The organism is Enterobacter cloacae complex sp. ESBL7, assembly GCF_041679625.1.
GTDB classification, from domain to species: Bacteria; Pseudomonadota; Gammaproteobacteria; order Enterobacterales; family Enterobacteriaceae; genus Enterobacter; species Enterobacter asburiae_B.
This window is the reverse complement of sequence record NZ_JBGORN010000001.1, coordinates 1,032,290-1,044,992: the sequence shown is the minus strand read 5'-3', so window position 1 is coordinate 1,044,992 and position 12,703 is coordinate 1,032,290. Positions and strand designations below refer to the sequence as shown.

Genomic DNA, 12,703 nt, shown 5'->3' with positions numbered 1-12,703 from the left:
CATCCCTGAGAAAACAGGTTTGTCAGCGCGCTTTGCTGTTGATGTTTTCGCATTCGACTGGGTGCCGACCTGGCTCTTCAGTATGCTCAGGCCAGATAAGAACATACTCAGGAGGCACCCATGCGAATGCGCCTTCCGGTAACTCGGGGTTAACCCTTCATCGCAGACCGGAAGGCAAAACTGGAGCGGTCAGCGGGAATCGAACCCGCATCATCAGCTTGGAAGGCTGAGGTAATAGCCATTATACGATGACCGCAAAATGCGGGTCTCTTTCCCCGCCGTCAACGCTGGCTTATTTAGAGTCCATCTCGTCAAGGACTATCGCGTCGGTAGACCTACGTCCAGGCCTACACTTGCATGGTGCGCTGTACTGGAGTCGAACCAGTGACCATTGCCTTCGGAAAGCAATACTCTATCCATCTGAGCTAACAGCGCTTTGGGCCGCCATCGAGGCCTCGAACCCCGTACCTGCAAAATGCACGCTCTTCCTGTTGAGCTAATGGCGGTCTGGTGGCCCTTGCTGGACTTGAACCAGCGACCGGGCGATTATGAGTCGCTCGCTCTGACCGACTGAGCTAAAGGGCCAAAAAAATTGTTGTGATGCCGGGTGCTTCCCGGTGAGCCTTTGGTCAGCAGCCATGGCTCGCGCGCATACGTCAGATTTCACACCAAACCGGAACAACCGCTCGCTGGTTACGCCCCTCCGCTTAGGGGGATCCATCACAACAAGGAAGTACACTGTCCCGACACGCCCAGTGAGCGGGATTCATCCATGCAGTGCACTTTCTTTTTGTATGAAATGGTGCCGACTACCGGAATCGAACTGGTGACCTACTGATTACAAGTCAGTTGCTCTGCCTACTGAGCTAAGTCGGCGCGGATGGAATGATGGAAACGGGGAAATGGGCGTGACAACCCTTCATTAACTCTTAGTTACCTGAATAATCAAAAATTAACACATCATCCAGAAACGTTTTCCAGTAAGGATGGCAGTTAGGTTGCCACCAGATATGCAGAAAGCCCACGCGTTAGCGTGGGCTTTCTGCATATCGGTGATCGTACGGCCATTCAGGCCGCGCAATATATCCAGATAATAAAAAACCCCGCCGGAGCGAGGTTCAAATTTTGATTGCTTATCGAGTCTGCCATCGTTGCGCAGCTCTGCCAAGCATGAATTAATTATCAACTTTTTGTGTCTGTTTTCAAGTTTTATTTTCTGAGGCTTGTTTAAGGGCTGCGCGCATGCTCAGGAAGACGGCGCTGTTAAAATGACTTACGCACCATCTGGCGCGGTCTTCAGCCTGCTGACGGGTCAGCCAGGGGGCAACATTCTGCAGGTAACGCCCAATGTCGCTGATACGCTTGCGGCGGGCGTAGAAATCAATACCGACCACATAGACCGGGTCATCATTGCTTAACGCTGACAGAATGCAGCGCTCTACAAAATCCGCGTCGTCTTTCTGCATCTGCCTGTCCAGCGTGTCAGCCAGAGATGGTTTCGGCCAGAGAATGGCTTTCGCCATCTTCAGCAACTCCTCGCCACGATAACCAATCTTCCTCAGACCTTTAATCGTATCGGTGATCCTCTTTGCCGCTTCGTCTGACCACTCCTCTCCCTGTAAATCGTGCCAGAATCCACCAGCCTCAAGCATCGCCTGTTCCGGCGTTCTTCCGCCATAGTATTCACCCCAGACAGACAGGAGTGATTTAGCCCATGCACTCTGGACGCTGGTTAAAGGGCGGAATTTACCCAGCCAGCTCTTACGCGGTGCGGCAGCTGCTTTTTCCAGGGCAGCGGTATGTTGTCGGCGTTGGCGTGGAGTCACAGCAGCACCTCCTGGATAATTCGTTCAATCTGCGATACCTGGCTTTCCAGCTCCGCTACGCAGTCCACCAGCTCGTCTACCGCCTTTTGGGTTCGGTGTTTTGCCTGCATCAGTTCACGGAGTGCCGGTACCAGAGATTTTTTCAGTGCGTCTTTGGTAGCTCCGGTCTTTTCCAGTTGCTCAGCGTGGCGGAGCATTTCCTGTGCCTGCTGGCGGAGTTGTTCTGGGGTTGGTGCGATTGTTCTTGATTTCATACTGCCTCTCCCAGCTCGTACATAACCTGCACCAGCAATTCGGTTTCGGTTCCGAAGTTGTTTTCCCATGTCTGACGGCCAGCATGCACGGCTTTACCGTGCCCGCCATCTCGGTGATGAAACGGGCAAAGCGGAATAACGTGGAAGTTGTCAGCGCGGACTGATAATCCTGTGCCTTTACTGCAGTGGTGGATTTCAGCAGGAGTGTCCTCGTAACCGAGGTTTTTACAAACGATGCAACCCAGCCCGGCAACGCGGGACAGGTGAAGCTTTTCGGCTTTGGTCTTTGATTTGCTCATGCCGCACCGCCTGGGTGCGAAAGACAAACGGAAACACCGTGCCGGAAGGTACGGTGTAAATAAGGTAGTTCTATTTGACGCGCCATCACGCTTCCTCAGTGATGGTGCAACAGGTCCGGTGTTCAGCCGGTCTGCTTATTATAAATCAATCATCTCGATTACCAAAGTAGTCTCTACTCTCTTTGTCAGACTCAGGCTCTATGAGGATTGCACAACAGGAAACCAAGACGCACTGATACCCTCCTTTGCCATCTGAAATAATATCAAAGCGACCAGCCACACGGATAATCTCCAGTAATTCTTGCTCACTCATAATTTGAAATCCTTCCAAATCGATAATCCCTTTCGGGTCCTGCCGTCCTGGCTATCTCCTTATGCACAACAGTGATTTAACCGAAATTTAACAACAAGTCTAATAGGCTGCGTAGATCAATCTTTACCATTTCGATCTGTTTTAACGATCAGTTTCTGACCGTTACACTTTTCTTTGTATTTTGATTGACAAATAGCCTGAAAAAGATTCATTAGGGATTTATTTGCATTTATTTTTGAAATATATGCTATTTCTTTGATTGTCAGGATTGATAAGTTTCATACGTAAACAAAAAGAAAAACCCGCACGAAGCGGGTTGATGGGTGTGGGTGCGTTGAGGATTGAACCAGCAACCAGATACGCGGGGATTGCTCCCCGCGCAATGGCTACTTCTTCGATTCGTAGGCGAGAACAGCCTTAAACTCCATACCATGCTCTTTGAGACTCAATTCGCAGAGCGAATCCCGTACCATGAGCGTGAACCCCAGCACTGTTATACACAGCACCACGATTGCCACAAGGGCATATTTTGTCAGCATGTTCTTGCCTCCATGCAAAGAAGAGACTAACATCTGAATTGTCTAGGTTCATACGTTTGCCTCAGGTTGATAGAAATATCTCCTGGGGCTTTCGTCTATCTGGACCTCAGTAAATGCCTGAAACCAGAAAGCCTCAAGCACCCGGCGTCATTCTCTGCCATTTCCTCAACATTTCAAAGCATTATTACATCGGGCTCTTCCGTTCCGTCTTATTGTGAACCTCCCACAGACTGATACCGCAGCTGGCTACGAATCCCGCCAGGTAATCCAGACCTGACCATTCTCGAATACCGCCACGCGCCGCCTCTACAAATACAGCGATATCTTTATCCCGCCATATACCGAACAGACGCCAGCCACCTTCATCTGTTTTAACTGCAGCTACGCGCGTAATAACACCCGTCTGGTGCAGTTCAATAAAGGCAGGTTTCTTACGGGTAATTATTCGCATAATGACAAACCTGAGATTTGTTGATAACAAATTACGTGTTTGCGTTTTATTGTTTTACCCCCTGCTCCGTATTTTTAAGGTCATTCTCTGCAAAGAGGATCGCCGTTCTCGCAGAGCGAAGCCGGGCTTTAGCGTTTTTCTCTTCACGCTCAAGACTTGCAACTGACTCGCGTAGTTCATCACGGCGCAAATAAAGCTTCTTAATTTCCCTCACGATGTTTTCACCATTGCGGGAGCGCGAAAGGATAAGCTCAAAGGGGTCAAGATACGCACCGCACTGCTGGCATAGCAGCGTTCTGTTGACTTCTGATACCTGGCACAGATGATGAGGGCAGTGCTTCTGCGCTGCCGTCTTATTGTCGGTAACCACTATATCGAGGAGCCTTTCCTCTTCCCGCTTCGGCTGCACCAGCTGGATGACGTTATCGCTGTTATCGTCCATCCGATACCTCCTGCTGCGGTGCTGCTGCAATCATGGCACGGTAGATATTTGAAAGTCTTGTCTTCATCAGGCGTGACATTTTCCCTGTATCAGTGAGCGTTCTGTACCCTGCGAATTCTTGCGACATAGTCGGCTCAACCGGCACCAGTACATAACCATCCGGAACCACTGAAGAGTTGCTGCAGCGCGACTCGGCAATTTTTGGCGAAGAATCCAGTGCTGGCGCGGCCTGGATGGTGCAGCGCGACTTGACGTTTTCGGCACCCTGAAGCATGGCGGCGCGTAAGTCTCTTACTTCCTCAGCAAGTCGATGCGCACAGTGCGTATAGGCTACAGCCACTCTCCTTTCGCAATTCATCGCATGGTTCAGCATTTCTCCAGCAAGGTTATCCAGCGCAGTTATGTCCAGCACAGATACCGGCGCTGGAGGGGCTGCGTAGAGAGCAACAACATCCCCAACAGTCCGCTCCATCGCCTCACCTAAATCGCGATATGCTGGCGTTGATATGATGCTGCTATCCTTCAAATCATCCGCCATAACAAACGCCACAGCCTCCGCTTCGAGCGATGCCAGCGCCAACTTGAACGCCTCGAGCGTATTGCTGTCGGTGATGCCAACAGCTTCAATTGCAGAAATCTGACTCTGCAGCCATTCTTTGGTAATAGTGCTCATCGGTTAGTCCTCGATGGTCGGCATGAATGACAGGTCAGCAAAGAACTCGCCAAATCCAAAGCACACTGAGTAAGCAAGTCGTCCGTGATGCTTGTAGCCAGGGTTGGTAATATCCGTAGTGGCATACGTCGCTGTGATTTCTGCCACTACTTCATCTGGTTTTGATGGAGTCTCTACCCAGGGGATGCAAATCAGATCAAAGTCACGCGCCATTGTCCCGTGGATTGCCATCGCGTACCCGTGCTTGCGTGCTATCTCTGCCAGTGCTGGGTATAGAGCGCAATAAACTGGTGCCAAGTTAGCTGGTTTCATGATGCCTCTCCTTTACCGGCTGCGGCGGCCGGCATATCGCACATGTTTGTCGGATGCGGGTTTTCGCGAATAATTCGAGCCATTCGTGCCGCCGGGGTTTTTGTCTCTTCGTTGAATTCACGAATTACAGCCGCCAACTTTTCGGCGTCAGCAGGTGAAATATCACCATCGATAAACATAACTGGCTTACCCTGCGTCGCCTCCAGCTCCGCAATGCGCTTGTCTTTGGCTTCAAGCTCATCCAGCAGCGCCAGCACGGTGGTTGGGTTAGCTGCGGCGATGAAGACTCCATTTAGCGCAGATTGTTCATCGTTGAGATGACTACTATCCATCCTCACAATGGCCAGCGATGAGGTGTCATCAGTAATGGCACAGTCAAAAATGGAATACTTCCAATCGCCCTGAGTCGCCATCTCCGCCGCTTCACGTAATGCGCGTTTGTCGATGTTGCTCATTTGATGCCTCCCTTGCCATCGGCACGAATGCCAAGGATGGTGTCGATTGTCTCGTTGCTCAGAGGGGCGTATTCGCCGTTTTTGACCAGGCATTCTTTAACGTGCTGGACAAACTCAGTAAGTTCAGCCACGCGTTCCTCTGCTGCTTTGCACTGCATTTGCCATTTGATAGCAAGATTGATAGTGCTGTCAGCGCAGGAGGATTCGTTAGCTTTGCCGTCTTGTGACTCTGACAATTCATCCAGCAGCGCCAGCACGGTCTCTGGGTTAGCGGCGGCGATGAATCTGGCGTTATCAAAGTCCTGCTGCACCGACGTATCGTCACCGCATATGCCAGTGAGAATGGAATTAGCGGTGCCATTTCGCATAATCCACACCTCACCGTTTTCTTCTTCCCATGGACCTGGTGTTGCCCTGGTAGCCAATTGGCGCAAAGCCTGTTTGTCGATGTTGCTCATTGGGCGGCCTCCTCAAACAGAACTTCACCCTCAATACCGCCAACCTGATAAACGATCGAACTATCATCCCGATATTCCATCGGTGCAGCGCTCCAGCCTTCTCCGTTCGGTTCATCATCATCACCTACCTGAACAAAGCCACCTGCAACTACACGGGCCGGATACACTTCACCCTCGGTCCACCAACCTTCGGTATCTTTGATGCACTTAATTTGCAGTGTATTGCTCATTGGGCGGCCTCCTGCGTTGCCTCGTTGATAGCCTTTTCAACACGACGATAAACACGCATTGATTCCTCTTCGGTCAGCTCTCGACCAAGCTCAAACTCAAGAGAATCAACAACAAGAAAAGAAAAACCCTCCACAGAAGACAGCATTGACGATTCGATTGCCGCATCGGTTAACTTGCTCATTGTGCGGCCCCTTCTGTCCGTACCGGGATGAAACGCGATGGCGACCAGTCGCAATAGTTATCCGTCTCTGTGTGGCCGAACATAGCCTTACAGCGCCGAATGTGATGGCAATTACCGCAACTAGAGCCTTTTGGCAGGCGCATTTTATCCGGGTCAGTTGGGTCAAAGTTCAGCTCTTTGGTGTTGTTGCTCATTGGGCGGCCTCCTGGGCTGGCATCAGTGCTTCACGCACGCAAGGCTTGTAGTAGTGGTGGAAAGCGAACGTCAGGCCAAGCTTAGTTGGCTTCTCCTGCTTCCCCAGCAACCCGAGGCGCGTGCAAATTGTCGTTGCTGTCCATCCTGAGTGATATCCAGCCGCACGCTTCATGACTGTTTCAGCCAGGATGGTGCGGAAATCAGTGCGCCCGAAATTCGTGTTTCCGAAAGCGGCATTGATCACTTCGTCGGAGAGGTGCGCGTCGATAGCGTTGCTCATTTGCCCTCCTGGCGAAGCTGTGCGGCGAAATATTTAGCGGCACCCAGTACTTCGCCAATATCTCTCTGAGACTCTCTATCTCCGCATGCATCCCTCAGAATAAACTGCGCGAACATCTCCACACCCTGCGCCCGCACTTCAGCCAGGGAAGCATCAGAGACCGCTGAAAGGAATCCCCGCTGGTGCAAATCCATCAGCAGCGTGAACTGGCTTCGCGCTGAGACAATCAGCATGTAGCGGATGCTGTTAGCGAACATCGATGTATTGTCGTCGTGCAGCAGCTCCTCGACGTCGTTCCCTCCCGTGTTGTGGAATAACGGCAGGTATTGACGCATCCAGTCGGGAACGGTATATAACTCTTTGGATGATTTACTCATACTGACTCCTCCTCTCCCAGCACCCAGCGCAACGCGGCTGCATATTCGCCGCTGGCAGTTTCGAGGGCACTGGTTATGTCTTTACGGGATTTCATGCGTGGCCTTGTCTCGCCCAGAACCTGCCGCTGACGGCGCGATTTTTCATGGCCTTTAGTACCGGCGGTTGCCACTTCCAGCTCTCTGACCTTTTCCCGCTGCTCGTCCGGCGTAAGTGATGCCAGCTGACGGGCCTGGGTGACGGTCACCGTGCCGGACTCCACGGCGTCACGTACTGCCTGCGTGGTGTCCAGCAGGGCCAGTGTGGCGCGAACGGTCTGGATACTGACGCCAAACATCAGGGCGAGATCTTCTTCGTCGTGCCCGCGCTCCAGTGCATCAGCCATTTTTTTCGCGCGCCCCACAGGAGTGTCTGCCTGGCGAATTTCGTTAGCGCTAATCATCGCCTGTGCCATACGAACTGCAGAACCGCGCTTCGTCACTGCAGGTACTTTCAGCGTTTCCTTTCCCGCGGCCTGCAGACGGATATTCGCTTCCAGTGTGTGCCGGACACGCTGTCGGCCATCTACCACGCAGGACAGCCCTGTTTCCGGGTCTTTCCAGACGATAATCGGCTCAAGGACACCCTGGTCCATGATGTTCAGCACCATCCCTTCGCTTATCGGCAGGTGAATACGCTCGTCGTATAGCGGGTGTGACCTGTCCGTCACCAGGTGCAGCTTTTCCGGCTCGAAAGAGAGAACGTTGCTCTTCCCGCTGGCGCCATAGGCGTCGATAGAGTTTTTAGCCATTGTTTTGTTCCTGTTTTACCTGGTCTGTCAGTTCCTGCCAGCGTCGCAGCAGTTCTTCACGCGCCCCCTGCTTACCACCCAGTGAATAACCCATGCCGATATGGTGATGGCCAACACAGCGTATTTGCGCTGAGCCCGCCCAGTAGGTCTCTTTGAAAAACATCTCAACCGTGCTGCCACAGGTTGGGCACTGAGGTAATTTATTCCCGCTCATCTTCATCTCCCCAGAACCCCATCAGGTACATAGCCCAGGAACTTAAAAACCATGCTGGCGTAACAAAAAACGCCGCAACGATAAGAAAATGCACAATCATGTCGTTGCCCCGCAACGCGCAGCATGGCGGCACTCCTTCAGCAGCTGGTTGAACATCACGATCGCAGGGTTGCTGCTGCACCCGAACGGCATTTCGTTGAAGTACCAGGTTGCGTTGCCACCACTGTTTTTCGACTGAGTAACCCGACCCGCGGCAAGCATCTGACGCAGCTGCCCGCTGACTGAGCAGACGCTTCTGCCCATCGCCCTGGCGATATCGCCGGAGGTCATGCCCGGGTTGGTCCTGATAAATTCCAGTGTTGTTGTTTCAGTGTTGGTTTTGGCTGCCATAAATCCTCCTGTTAAATCAGCCCTGCCGCTTTCCGGCGTCGGTATTCTTCCTGCAGCACCTGTGCTGGTGTCGGCCCTGTCGGGTGCCGGGGCGCTTCAAGTTGCTTTCTCACCAGCGGTATTTTTCCACCGCCAGCAACATGCTTTTCCCACTTCACCAGCTGCCTTGCTGCCAGCCCTTCCAGCTCCGGGGTTGTCATCTGACGCTCCACACCAGTACGACGCATTTCAGTGCAAATCTGGTACAGCACCGGATGCTTCCACGGGTAGCTCTCGCTGCTGTGGTATCGGAATGACAATCGACGCCACCGCCAGAACTCGGTCATCACATCCTCAACCTTCAGCCCCAGCCTTCCGCCGCTGCAATCCGCCACCAGCGTGACAAACTCAGCCAGGTCCGGAGGCCAAGAATTCCCCTCAGCGCAGCGGGCTACCATCGCATTACAGACGCTCGTCATCTGGTCGCTGGTCAAATTCCCAATCTGAGCAATCCATAGGTCCGACGGAGCCGATCCGTTTTTGCTCTCCCAACGGTTTGAGTAGATTTCCACCATGAGCCCCCAGAACGTCCACGCTCTGTCCTCGCTCTCTGAGCTGTGCTGCGCGCGCATCGAGCATTCTGCGCTGTGCTGCGTTGGCGGTAGGTGGGTACCTGTCCAGTCCTGCATGGTTGTTACCTCGCGATTGTGTTGGTCTTGCACCCTGCAGGTTGCTGGCAAATTTCAGCTCCCACTGCGTCTGGGTAAAAACTTTCCCTTCGGATATCCAGTAAGCAATAAAACTCGCCAGCTCAGCCCGCAGGTTTAAACCGTCCTGCACAGGCTTACCCCACAGCACGGCCTGTCGGCGAAAATCTGGTGATGGCGTCCATTCGGAATGCATCTGGAATTTCCCATTCAGCTGGGCTGCAGGAAAAATCATTCCCGGCTGCCCAGGGTATTCAGGAATCGGCCCGTCGTTAACTGGTTCGACCTCTGAAGCCTCGCGCGCGTTATGTGTGGGGTTTAATGACGGATCAGTAGTTAATGACGGATCGGGGGCAATTTTTAGGGGGGTTAAAATGCCGTTTTCACCAATTTTTGACCCCTCAATATTTGACCCGTCAAAATTTGCCCCCTTATTTCCACTATCTGACCCCTCAATATTTGTCCCCTCACCTTCATTATTTAAGGGGGCATTTTTTGAGGGGTTAATAATTACCCCCTCCCCCTCACACCCTGCCGGAATGCAGCGAGAGCCTTTCTTTTTCGCTCTTTTTTCCTTTATTTTTTTACGCCCCTGTGCGGCAGCAGCCTCAAGTTTCTCTATATTTATTTGGTAGATATTCGTTAAATTTCGACCGCCAACCTTACGCTCGGTTTTGGTGATCCATCCGCCACTCACCAGCTCAGCCAGTGCGTTCTTGACGGTCGCTTCACTTTTCGCGCCGATCTCAATCTGGAGGGTTTCAATTGCAGGCCAGGACACGCCATCAGCATTGCTGTAATCAGCAATTCGGGCCATCAGGGCAACACGTGAAATACCGAGTCCGGCCTGTGCACAACCCTCCCATACAAGTCCGAGCAACTTGCTGCTCAAGAAAAACCTCCAGACTCAGTGAAACAGGCTATTGCCAGCCGGGCCGCTGCCGTAATGGCGCTCCGACATGGAGATCATCGCGCCAAATAACGCATCCATATCGTTGTCGATGCGCTCACGGCGCTGTACAAGCTCCCGGATAGTCGGCGATGTATGGCTGCGCATTTTCATCACCAGCATCACAAGGTGGGATTTGCCGCTTTCAAGCATTGCCCGCTCAATAGCCGGGAGTAAGGCCAAAAACTTGGTGCGCTGTGCCAGGGTATTACCGTTAATCCAGCCGTCGTGCGTGCGAAATAAACGCTGGCGGTTGGTATTATTTGCGGTATCTGACGAACCCGGTCGCAGCAAAAGCGATGCTTTAGTATCAATTTCGTGCAATTTTTCAGCTATTTGTAGAGAAACAGCGTCCTGCTTCTCAAACTGCAACCAGGACCAAACCATCTGTGATGCGTGCTTGAATGTGTTTTCCATTAATCAGACTCCTTCTCGTTTTTCAGGCAAAGTTACACCGTCTGGAATTGCGTCAGTGAGGTTTGGGTATGTTGCACTGTCGATATCGTGAGGTGTAACACTCCACTCAGTTGCCTCGCACCACAGCAAAATGGTTGGCCCCTTTAGCCTGTAGCGACCTGTTATTACGTGGCTAACCATCCCCTGGCTAGCGCCCACTTTCTCTCCAAAAGCCCTCTGACTTAAACCAGAGAGCTTTAGATATTCTCCAAGCTTCATTTTTTGGCTCTCATTTTGAACAGGAGTAAATTAATAGCATAGTTATTTTTACATGTAAATAGCAATGCTATTTCTACATGATTAGCAAACCTATTAGAATGGGCGTATGAAAAGAAAGAGTTTGTCAGAGCAGGACATTGAAGCCGCTCACCGACTAAAAGATATATGGAATAACCGTAAGGCTGAGCTTAGGCTTACGCAGGATCGTGCTGCCGAAATTTTGGGGTTTTCTACCCAGGGCGCAGTAAGCCATTATCTCAATGCAAAAACGCCCCTGAACCTTGAGGCTGTGCTGAAGTTTGCGAATTTATTGCAAGTTCCACCGGAGTTGATTAGACCCGACTTCTCGGAGTTGCTGAGTATAGCTCGCCAACTAACTCCAAATGTTGTCGAAAAAGACGAGTCTCAAGAGTCGGTGGAAGATTCTTCCAGCAGCGTAATAGCGAATACAACATACCGCATCAAGCTGGTGATGAAAGAAACCGGCTTGAGTCAGGCTGAACTCGCACGCCGCATTGGCGTTGCACAGCAAACCGTTCAGAAGTGGGCTCATGGCATATCAAGCCCCACAACAACGAATATGGATAAGCTATCTGATGTTACGGGTCGCCCCCCTTACTGGTTCATGCTTCCGCCAGATGAAGGCGATCAGGTAGTGACTCCAGACTCAATGAAAATCGGCCCGCTTCAGCGTGACCTACTTAAGACGTTCAGCGCCTTCCCTAAAGAGGATCAGGAACTGATGCTCAAAGAGATGAAGGACAAGAAAGAAACGATGGACAAGACTGTTGCTCGCTGGCTCGAAGCTCAAAAGAGCCACAGAGCTTAACGCATTCAATACCTCCCCCTAACTATGCGAAGGTCTGCTAAGATGCTAATAACTAATGAAATACTAGCTGCATATTTTGGTCGAATGCCAAACGCAGAGATCATATGCCCTGTCTGTAAAAATATAGGCTGGAAAGTAAACGGCGCTCATGTAATTGATACATTTGATAAAAAAGGTGACAAGGTAGTTAATCACATACCTTATAGCCGATTAGATGAAGAAACCGATAAAACAACAACGTTTATGGGTGGGTTTCCTGTTATTTTCCTTGTTTGCCCTTCCTGCGGGTATATGCGATTGCACTCCTATAAGGTGCTGCGAGATAACATAATGAAAATGGATGCTCCTGGGGATGCAGATGGCTAATACGGCGGATATCTATCATCTTGAAGACCAGAAGAACGCTAGAGCAATGGTTGCAAATGCTATAACACCGCCCCATACTACAGAATATGGCAGCGGAAATGGCGGAGGAGGTAACATGGAAGCTCGCGTAGCTAAACTTGAAGCGACTATAGAACACATTGCTTCCGATGTGACAGACATAAAGACCGAAGCAAGGCAAATATCCACCAATGTTTCATCGTTAAAAACAGATGTTGAGCTAATAAAATACGACATTGGTACGCTGCGTACAAAAAACGAAGAGTTTAGCAATGAACTCAAAGAGTTGGAGAGAAAAATTGACGCAATAGGAACATCGGTCAACTCCTTTAAAACAACGATGAAAGTCTCAGCCTCAGTTTTATCCGCAGCAATAGTGGTTTTTGGCGTTATTGCTGGCCCCTACCTGGAAAAGATAGTCACCATACTGAATGGAATGGCTCTAAAAAATTAACGATCCCCCTTCCCATCCCGCTCCGGCGGGATTTTTTTTGCCTGCCGC

The 12,703-nt window shown here is 51.2% G+C and carries 25 protein-coding genes, 4 tRNA genes and 1 pseudogene; 4 read left to right on the top strand and 26 right to left on the bottom strand.

Annotated features, from left to right (window positions below; all coding sequences use genetic code 11):
- Positions 1-181: 181 nt before the first annotated feature.
- The 26 genes from ACERY3_RS05185 to ACERY3_RS05060 all read right to left on the bottom strand — a co-directional run bounded on the left by ACERY3_RS05185 (position 182) and on the right by ACERY3_RS05060 (position 10,730).
- Positions 182-256: transfer RNA gene (locus ACERY3_RS05185), tRNA-Gly, on the bottom strand.
- A 102-nt stretch (positions 257-358) separates the two neighbouring features.
- Positions 359-435 (bottom strand) — tRNA-Arg (locus ACERY3_RS05180).
- Between the two features lie 73 nt (positions 436-508).
- Positions 509-585: transfer RNA gene (locus ACERY3_RS05175), tRNA-Ile, on the bottom strand.
- 215 nt (positions 586-800) lie between these two features.
- A tRNA-Thr gene (locus ACERY3_RS05170) sits at positions 801-876 on the bottom strand.
- A gap of 326 nt (positions 877-1,202) precedes the next feature.
- Positions 1,203-1,826: a hypothetical protein gene (locus ACERY3_RS05165; protein ID WP_373225212.1), complete on the bottom strand. Its 624-nt coding sequence runs from the start codon at positions 1,824-1,826 to the stop codon at positions 1,203-1,205.
- On the bottom strand, positions 1,823-2,080 hold the full coding sequence (locus tag ACERY3_RS05160; RefSeq protein WP_373225210.1) for a hypothetical protein: 258 nt from the start codon (positions 2,078-2,080) through the stop codon (positions 1,823-1,825). Before ACERY3_RS05160 ends, ACERY3_RS05165 begins: the two co-directional genes overlap by 4 nt.
- Positions 2,077-2,379: a Ref family recombination enhancement nuclease gene (locus ACERY3_RS05155; protein WP_373225209.1), complete on the bottom strand. Its 303-nt coding sequence runs from the start codon at positions 2,377-2,379 to the stop codon at positions 2,077-2,079. The genes ACERY3_RS05160 and ACERY3_RS05155 overlap by 4 nt, the downstream gene beginning before the upstream one ends.
- Positions 2,380-2,524: 145 nt before the next feature.
- The gene (locus tag ACERY3_RS05150; RefSeq protein WP_335265420.1) at positions 2,525-2,692 is read right to left on the bottom strand and encodes a hypothetical protein; all 168 of its coding nucleotides are present in this window, start codon (positions 2,690-2,692) and stop codon (positions 2,525-2,527) included.
- A 386-nt stretch (positions 2,693-3,078) separates the two neighbouring features.
- Positions 3,079-3,231 carry a Hok/Gef family protein gene (locus ACERY3_RS05145; protein WP_373225207.1) on the bottom strand — a complete coding sequence of 51 codons (153 nt, stop codon included), beginning with the start codon at positions 3,229-3,231 and terminating at the stop codon, positions 3,079-3,081.
- Between the two features lie 184 nt (positions 3,232-3,415).
- Positions 3,416-3,682: a hypothetical protein gene (locus ACERY3_RS05140; RefSeq protein WP_373225206.1), complete on the bottom strand. Its 267-nt coding sequence runs from the start codon at positions 3,680-3,682 to the stop codon at positions 3,416-3,418.
- A 46-nt stretch (positions 3,683-3,728) separates the two neighbouring features.
- Positions 3,729-4,124, bottom strand: coding sequence for a class I tRNA ligase family protein (locus ACERY3_RS05135; RefSeq protein WP_373225205.1), 396 nt, complete (start codon positions 4,122-4,124; stop codon positions 3,729-3,731).
- On the bottom strand, positions 4,114-4,797 hold the full coding sequence (locus tag ACERY3_RS05130; RefSeq protein ID WP_373225204.1) for a hypothetical protein: 684 nt from the start codon (positions 4,795-4,797) through the stop codon (positions 4,114-4,116). Before ACERY3_RS05130 ends, ACERY3_RS05135 begins: the two co-directional genes overlap by 11 nt.
- 3 nt (positions 4,798-4,800) lie before the next feature.
- The gene (locus ACERY3_RS05125; RefSeq protein ID WP_373225203.1) at positions 4,801-5,109 is read right to left on the bottom strand and encodes a hypothetical protein; all 309 of its coding nucleotides are present in this window, start codon (positions 5,107-5,109) and stop codon (positions 4,801-4,803) included.
- Complete coding sequence (locus ACERY3_RS05120) at positions 5,106-5,564, bottom strand: ead/Ea22-like family protein (protein ID WP_373225202.1); 459 nt, start codon at positions 5,562-5,564, stop codon at positions 5,106-5,108. The genes ACERY3_RS05125 and ACERY3_RS05120 overlap by 4 nt, the downstream gene beginning before the upstream one ends.
- Positions 5,561-6,022: an ead/Ea22-like family protein gene (locus ACERY3_RS05115; RefSeq protein ID WP_335265427.1), complete on the bottom strand. Its 462-nt coding sequence runs from the start codon at positions 6,020-6,022 to the stop codon at positions 5,561-5,563. Before ACERY3_RS05115 ends, ACERY3_RS05120 begins: the two co-directional genes overlap by 4 nt.
- The gene (locus ACERY3_RS05110; RefSeq protein ID WP_115625659.1) at positions 6,019-6,252 is read right to left on the bottom strand and encodes a hypothetical protein; all 234 of its coding nucleotides are present in this window, start codon (positions 6,250-6,252) and stop codon (positions 6,019-6,021) included. The genes ACERY3_RS05115 and ACERY3_RS05110 overlap by 4 nt, the downstream gene beginning before the upstream one ends.
- A complete protein-coding gene (locus tag ACERY3_RS05105) occupies positions 6,249-6,434 on the bottom strand; it encodes a hypothetical protein (protein WP_193149846.1) in 186 nt (61 codons plus the stop codon). The genes ACERY3_RS05110 and ACERY3_RS05105 overlap by 4 nt, the downstream gene beginning before the upstream one ends.
- Positions 6,431-6,628 (bottom strand): hypothetical protein, encoded by a 198-nt coding sequence (locus tag ACERY3_RS05100; protein ID WP_373225201.1) that lies wholly within the window; start codon positions 6,626-6,628, stop codon positions 6,431-6,433. Before ACERY3_RS05100 ends, ACERY3_RS05105 begins: the two co-directional genes overlap by 4 nt.
- On the bottom strand, positions 6,625-6,909 hold the full coding sequence (locus ACERY3_RS05095; protein ID WP_373225200.1) for a hypothetical protein: 285 nt from the start codon (positions 6,907-6,909) through the stop codon (positions 6,625-6,627). The genes ACERY3_RS05100 and ACERY3_RS05095 overlap by 4 nt, the downstream gene beginning before the upstream one ends.
- Entirely contained in the window at positions 6,906-7,286 is a 381-nt protein-coding gene (locus tag ACERY3_RS05090) for a hypothetical protein (protein ID WP_373225199.1), read from the bottom strand. The genes ACERY3_RS05095 and ACERY3_RS05090 overlap by 4 nt, the downstream gene beginning before the upstream one ends.
- Positions 7,283-8,074 (bottom strand): ParB/RepB/Spo0J family partition protein, encoded by a 792-nt coding sequence (locus tag ACERY3_RS05085; protein ID WP_373225198.1) that lies wholly within the window; start codon positions 8,072-8,074, stop codon positions 7,283-7,285. The genes ACERY3_RS05090 and ACERY3_RS05085 overlap by 4 nt, the downstream gene beginning before the upstream one ends.
- Positions 8,067-8,288 (bottom strand): hypothetical protein, encoded by a 222-nt coding sequence (locus ACERY3_RS05080; protein WP_373225197.1) that lies wholly within the window; start codon positions 8,286-8,288, stop codon positions 8,067-8,069. The genes ACERY3_RS05085 and ACERY3_RS05080 overlap by 8 nt, the downstream gene beginning before the upstream one ends.
- Before the next feature lie 96 nt (positions 8,289-8,384).
- Positions 8,385-8,678 carry a MarR family transcriptional regulator gene (locus ACERY3_RS05075; RefSeq protein ID WP_373225196.1) on the bottom strand — a complete coding sequence of 98 codons (294 nt, stop codon included), beginning with the start codon at positions 8,676-8,678 and terminating at the stop codon, positions 8,385-8,387.
- Positions 8,679-8,689: 11 nt separating this feature from the next.
- Complete coding sequence (locus tag ACERY3_RS05070) at positions 8,690-9,136, bottom strand: replication protein P (protein WP_373225195.1); 447 nt, start codon at positions 9,134-9,136, stop codon at positions 8,690-8,692.
- Positions 9,120-10,256, bottom strand: coding sequence for a DnaT-like ssDNA-binding domain-containing protein (locus ACERY3_RS05065; protein WP_373225193.1), 1,137 nt, complete (start codon positions 10,254-10,256; stop codon positions 9,120-9,122). The genes ACERY3_RS05070 and ACERY3_RS05065 overlap by 17 nt, the downstream gene beginning before the upstream one ends.
- A 15-nt stretch (positions 10,257-10,271) precedes the next feature.
- Positions 10,272-10,730, bottom strand: coding sequence for a hypothetical protein (locus ACERY3_RS05060; protein WP_373225192.1), 459 nt, complete (start codon positions 10,728-10,730; stop codon positions 10,272-10,274).
- A 364-nt stretch (positions 10,731-11,094) separates the two neighbouring features.
- On the opposite strand from ACERY3_RS05060, the pseudogene ACERY3_RS05055 reads away from it, so the two are divergent.
- From ACERY3_RS05055 to ACERY3_RS05040, 4 genes and pseudogenes are all read left to right on the top strand, one after another.
- Positions 11,095-11,259, top strand: a pseudogene (locus ACERY3_RS05055) (transcriptional regulator); the annotation flags it as partial.
- Positions 11,260-11,403: 144 nt separating this feature from the next.
- On the top strand, positions 11,404-11,817 hold the full coding sequence (locus ACERY3_RS05050) for a helix-turn-helix domain-containing protein (RefSeq protein ID WP_373225549.1): 414 nt from the start codon (positions 11,404-11,406) through the stop codon (positions 11,815-11,817).
- Positions 11,818-11,859: 42 nt separating this feature from the next.
- Positions 11,860-12,183 (top strand): hypothetical protein, encoded by a 324-nt coding sequence (locus ACERY3_RS05045; protein ID WP_373225191.1) that lies wholly within the window; start codon positions 11,860-11,862, stop codon positions 12,181-12,183.
- Positions 12,176-12,655, top strand: coding sequence for a hypothetical protein (locus ACERY3_RS05040; RefSeq protein ID WP_373225189.1), 480 nt, complete (start codon positions 12,176-12,178; stop codon positions 12,653-12,655). Before ACERY3_RS05045 ends, ACERY3_RS05040 begins: the two co-directional genes overlap by 8 nt.
- Positions 12,656-12,703 lie beyond the last annotated feature (48 nt).

What these genes read in the sequence shown, in the direction of transcription:
- ACERY3_RS05160 (WP_373225210.1), bottom strand. Translation starts at nt 2,080, where the DNA reads ATGAAATCAAGAACAATCGCACCAACCCCAGAACAACTCCGCCAGCAG.
- ACERY3_RS05155 (WP_373225209.1), bottom strand. Translation starts at nt 2,379, where the DNA reads ATGAGCAAATCAAAGACCAAAGCCGAAAAGCTTCACCTGTCCCGCGTT.
- ACERY3_RS05150 (WP_335265420.1), bottom strand. Translation starts at nt 2,692, where the DNA reads ATGAGTGAGCAAGAATTACTGGAGATTATCCGTGTGGCTGGTCGCTTT.
- ACERY3_RS05145 (WP_373225207.1), bottom strand. Translation starts at nt 3,231, where the DNA reads ATGCTGACAAAATATGCCCTTGTGGCAATCGTGGTGCTGTGTATAACA.
- ACERY3_RS05140 (WP_373225206.1), bottom strand. Translation starts at nt 3,682, where the DNA reads ATGCGAATAATTACCCGTAAGAAACCTGCCTTTATTGAACTGCACCAG.
- ACERY3_RS05135 (WP_373225205.1), bottom strand. Translation starts at nt 4,124, where the DNA reads ATGGACGATAACAGCGATAACGTCATCCAGCTGGTGCAGCCGAAGCGG.
- ACERY3_RS05130 (WP_373225204.1), bottom strand. Translation starts at nt 4,797, where the DNA reads ATGAGCACTATTACCAAAGAATGGCTGCAGAGTCAGATTTCTGCAATT.
- ACERY3_RS05125 (WP_373225203.1), bottom strand. Translation starts at nt 5,109, where the DNA reads ATGAAACCAGCTAACTTGGCACCAGTTTATTGCGCTCTATACCCAGCA.
- ACERY3_RS05120 (WP_373225202.1), bottom strand. Translation starts at nt 5,564, where the DNA reads ATGAGCAACATCGACAAACGCGCATTACGTGAAGCGGCGGAGATGGCG.
- ACERY3_RS05115 (WP_335265427.1), bottom strand. Translation starts at nt 6,022, where the DNA reads ATGAGCAACATCGACAAACAGGCTTTGCGCCAATTGGCTACCAGGGCA.
- ACERY3_RS05110 (WP_115625659.1), bottom strand. Translation starts at nt 6,252, where the DNA reads ATGAGCAATACACTGCAAATTAAGTGCATCAAAGATACCGAAGGTTGG.
- ACERY3_RS05105 (WP_193149846.1), bottom strand. Translation starts at nt 6,434, where the DNA reads ATGAGCAAGTTAACCGATGCGGCAATCGAATCGTCAATGCTGTCTTCT.
- ACERY3_RS05100 (WP_373225201.1), bottom strand. Translation starts at nt 6,628, where the DNA reads ATGAGCAACAACACCAAAGAGCTGAACTTTGACCCAACTGACCCGGAT.
- ACERY3_RS05095 (WP_373225200.1), bottom strand. Translation starts at nt 6,909, where the DNA reads ATGAGCAACGCTATCGACGCGCACCTCTCCGACGAAGTGATCAATGCC.
- ACERY3_RS05090 (WP_373225199.1), bottom strand. Translation starts at nt 7,286, where the DNA reads ATGAGTAAATCATCCAAAGAGTTATATACCGTTCCCGACTGGATGCGT.
- ACERY3_RS05085 (WP_373225198.1), bottom strand. Translation starts at nt 8,074, where the DNA reads ATGGCTAAAAACTCTATCGACGCCTATGGCGCCAGCGGGAAGAGCAAC.
- ACERY3_RS05080 (WP_373225197.1), bottom strand. Translation starts at nt 8,288, where the DNA reads ATGAGCGGGAATAAATTACCTCAGTGCCCAACCTGTGGCAGCACGGTT.
- ACERY3_RS05075 (WP_373225196.1), bottom strand. Translation starts at nt 8,678, where the DNA reads ATGGCAGCCAAAACCAACACTGAAACAACAACACTGGAATTTATCAGG.
- ACERY3_RS05070 (WP_373225195.1), bottom strand. Translation starts at nt 9,136, where the DNA reads ATGACGAGCGTCTGTAATGCGATGGTAGCCCGCTGCGCTGAGGGGAAT.
- ACERY3_RS05060 (WP_373225192.1), bottom strand. Translation starts at nt 10,730, where the DNA reads ATGGAAAACACATTCAAGCACGCATCACAGATGGTTTGGTCCTGGTTG.
- ACERY3_RS05045 (WP_373225191.1), top strand. Translation starts at nt 11,860, where the DNA reads ATGCTAATAACTAATGAAATACTAGCTGCATATTTTGGTCGAATGCCA.
- ACERY3_RS05040 (WP_373225189.1), top strand. Translation starts at nt 12,176, where the DNA reads ATGGCTAATACGGCGGATATCTATCATCTTGAAGACCAGAAGAACGCT.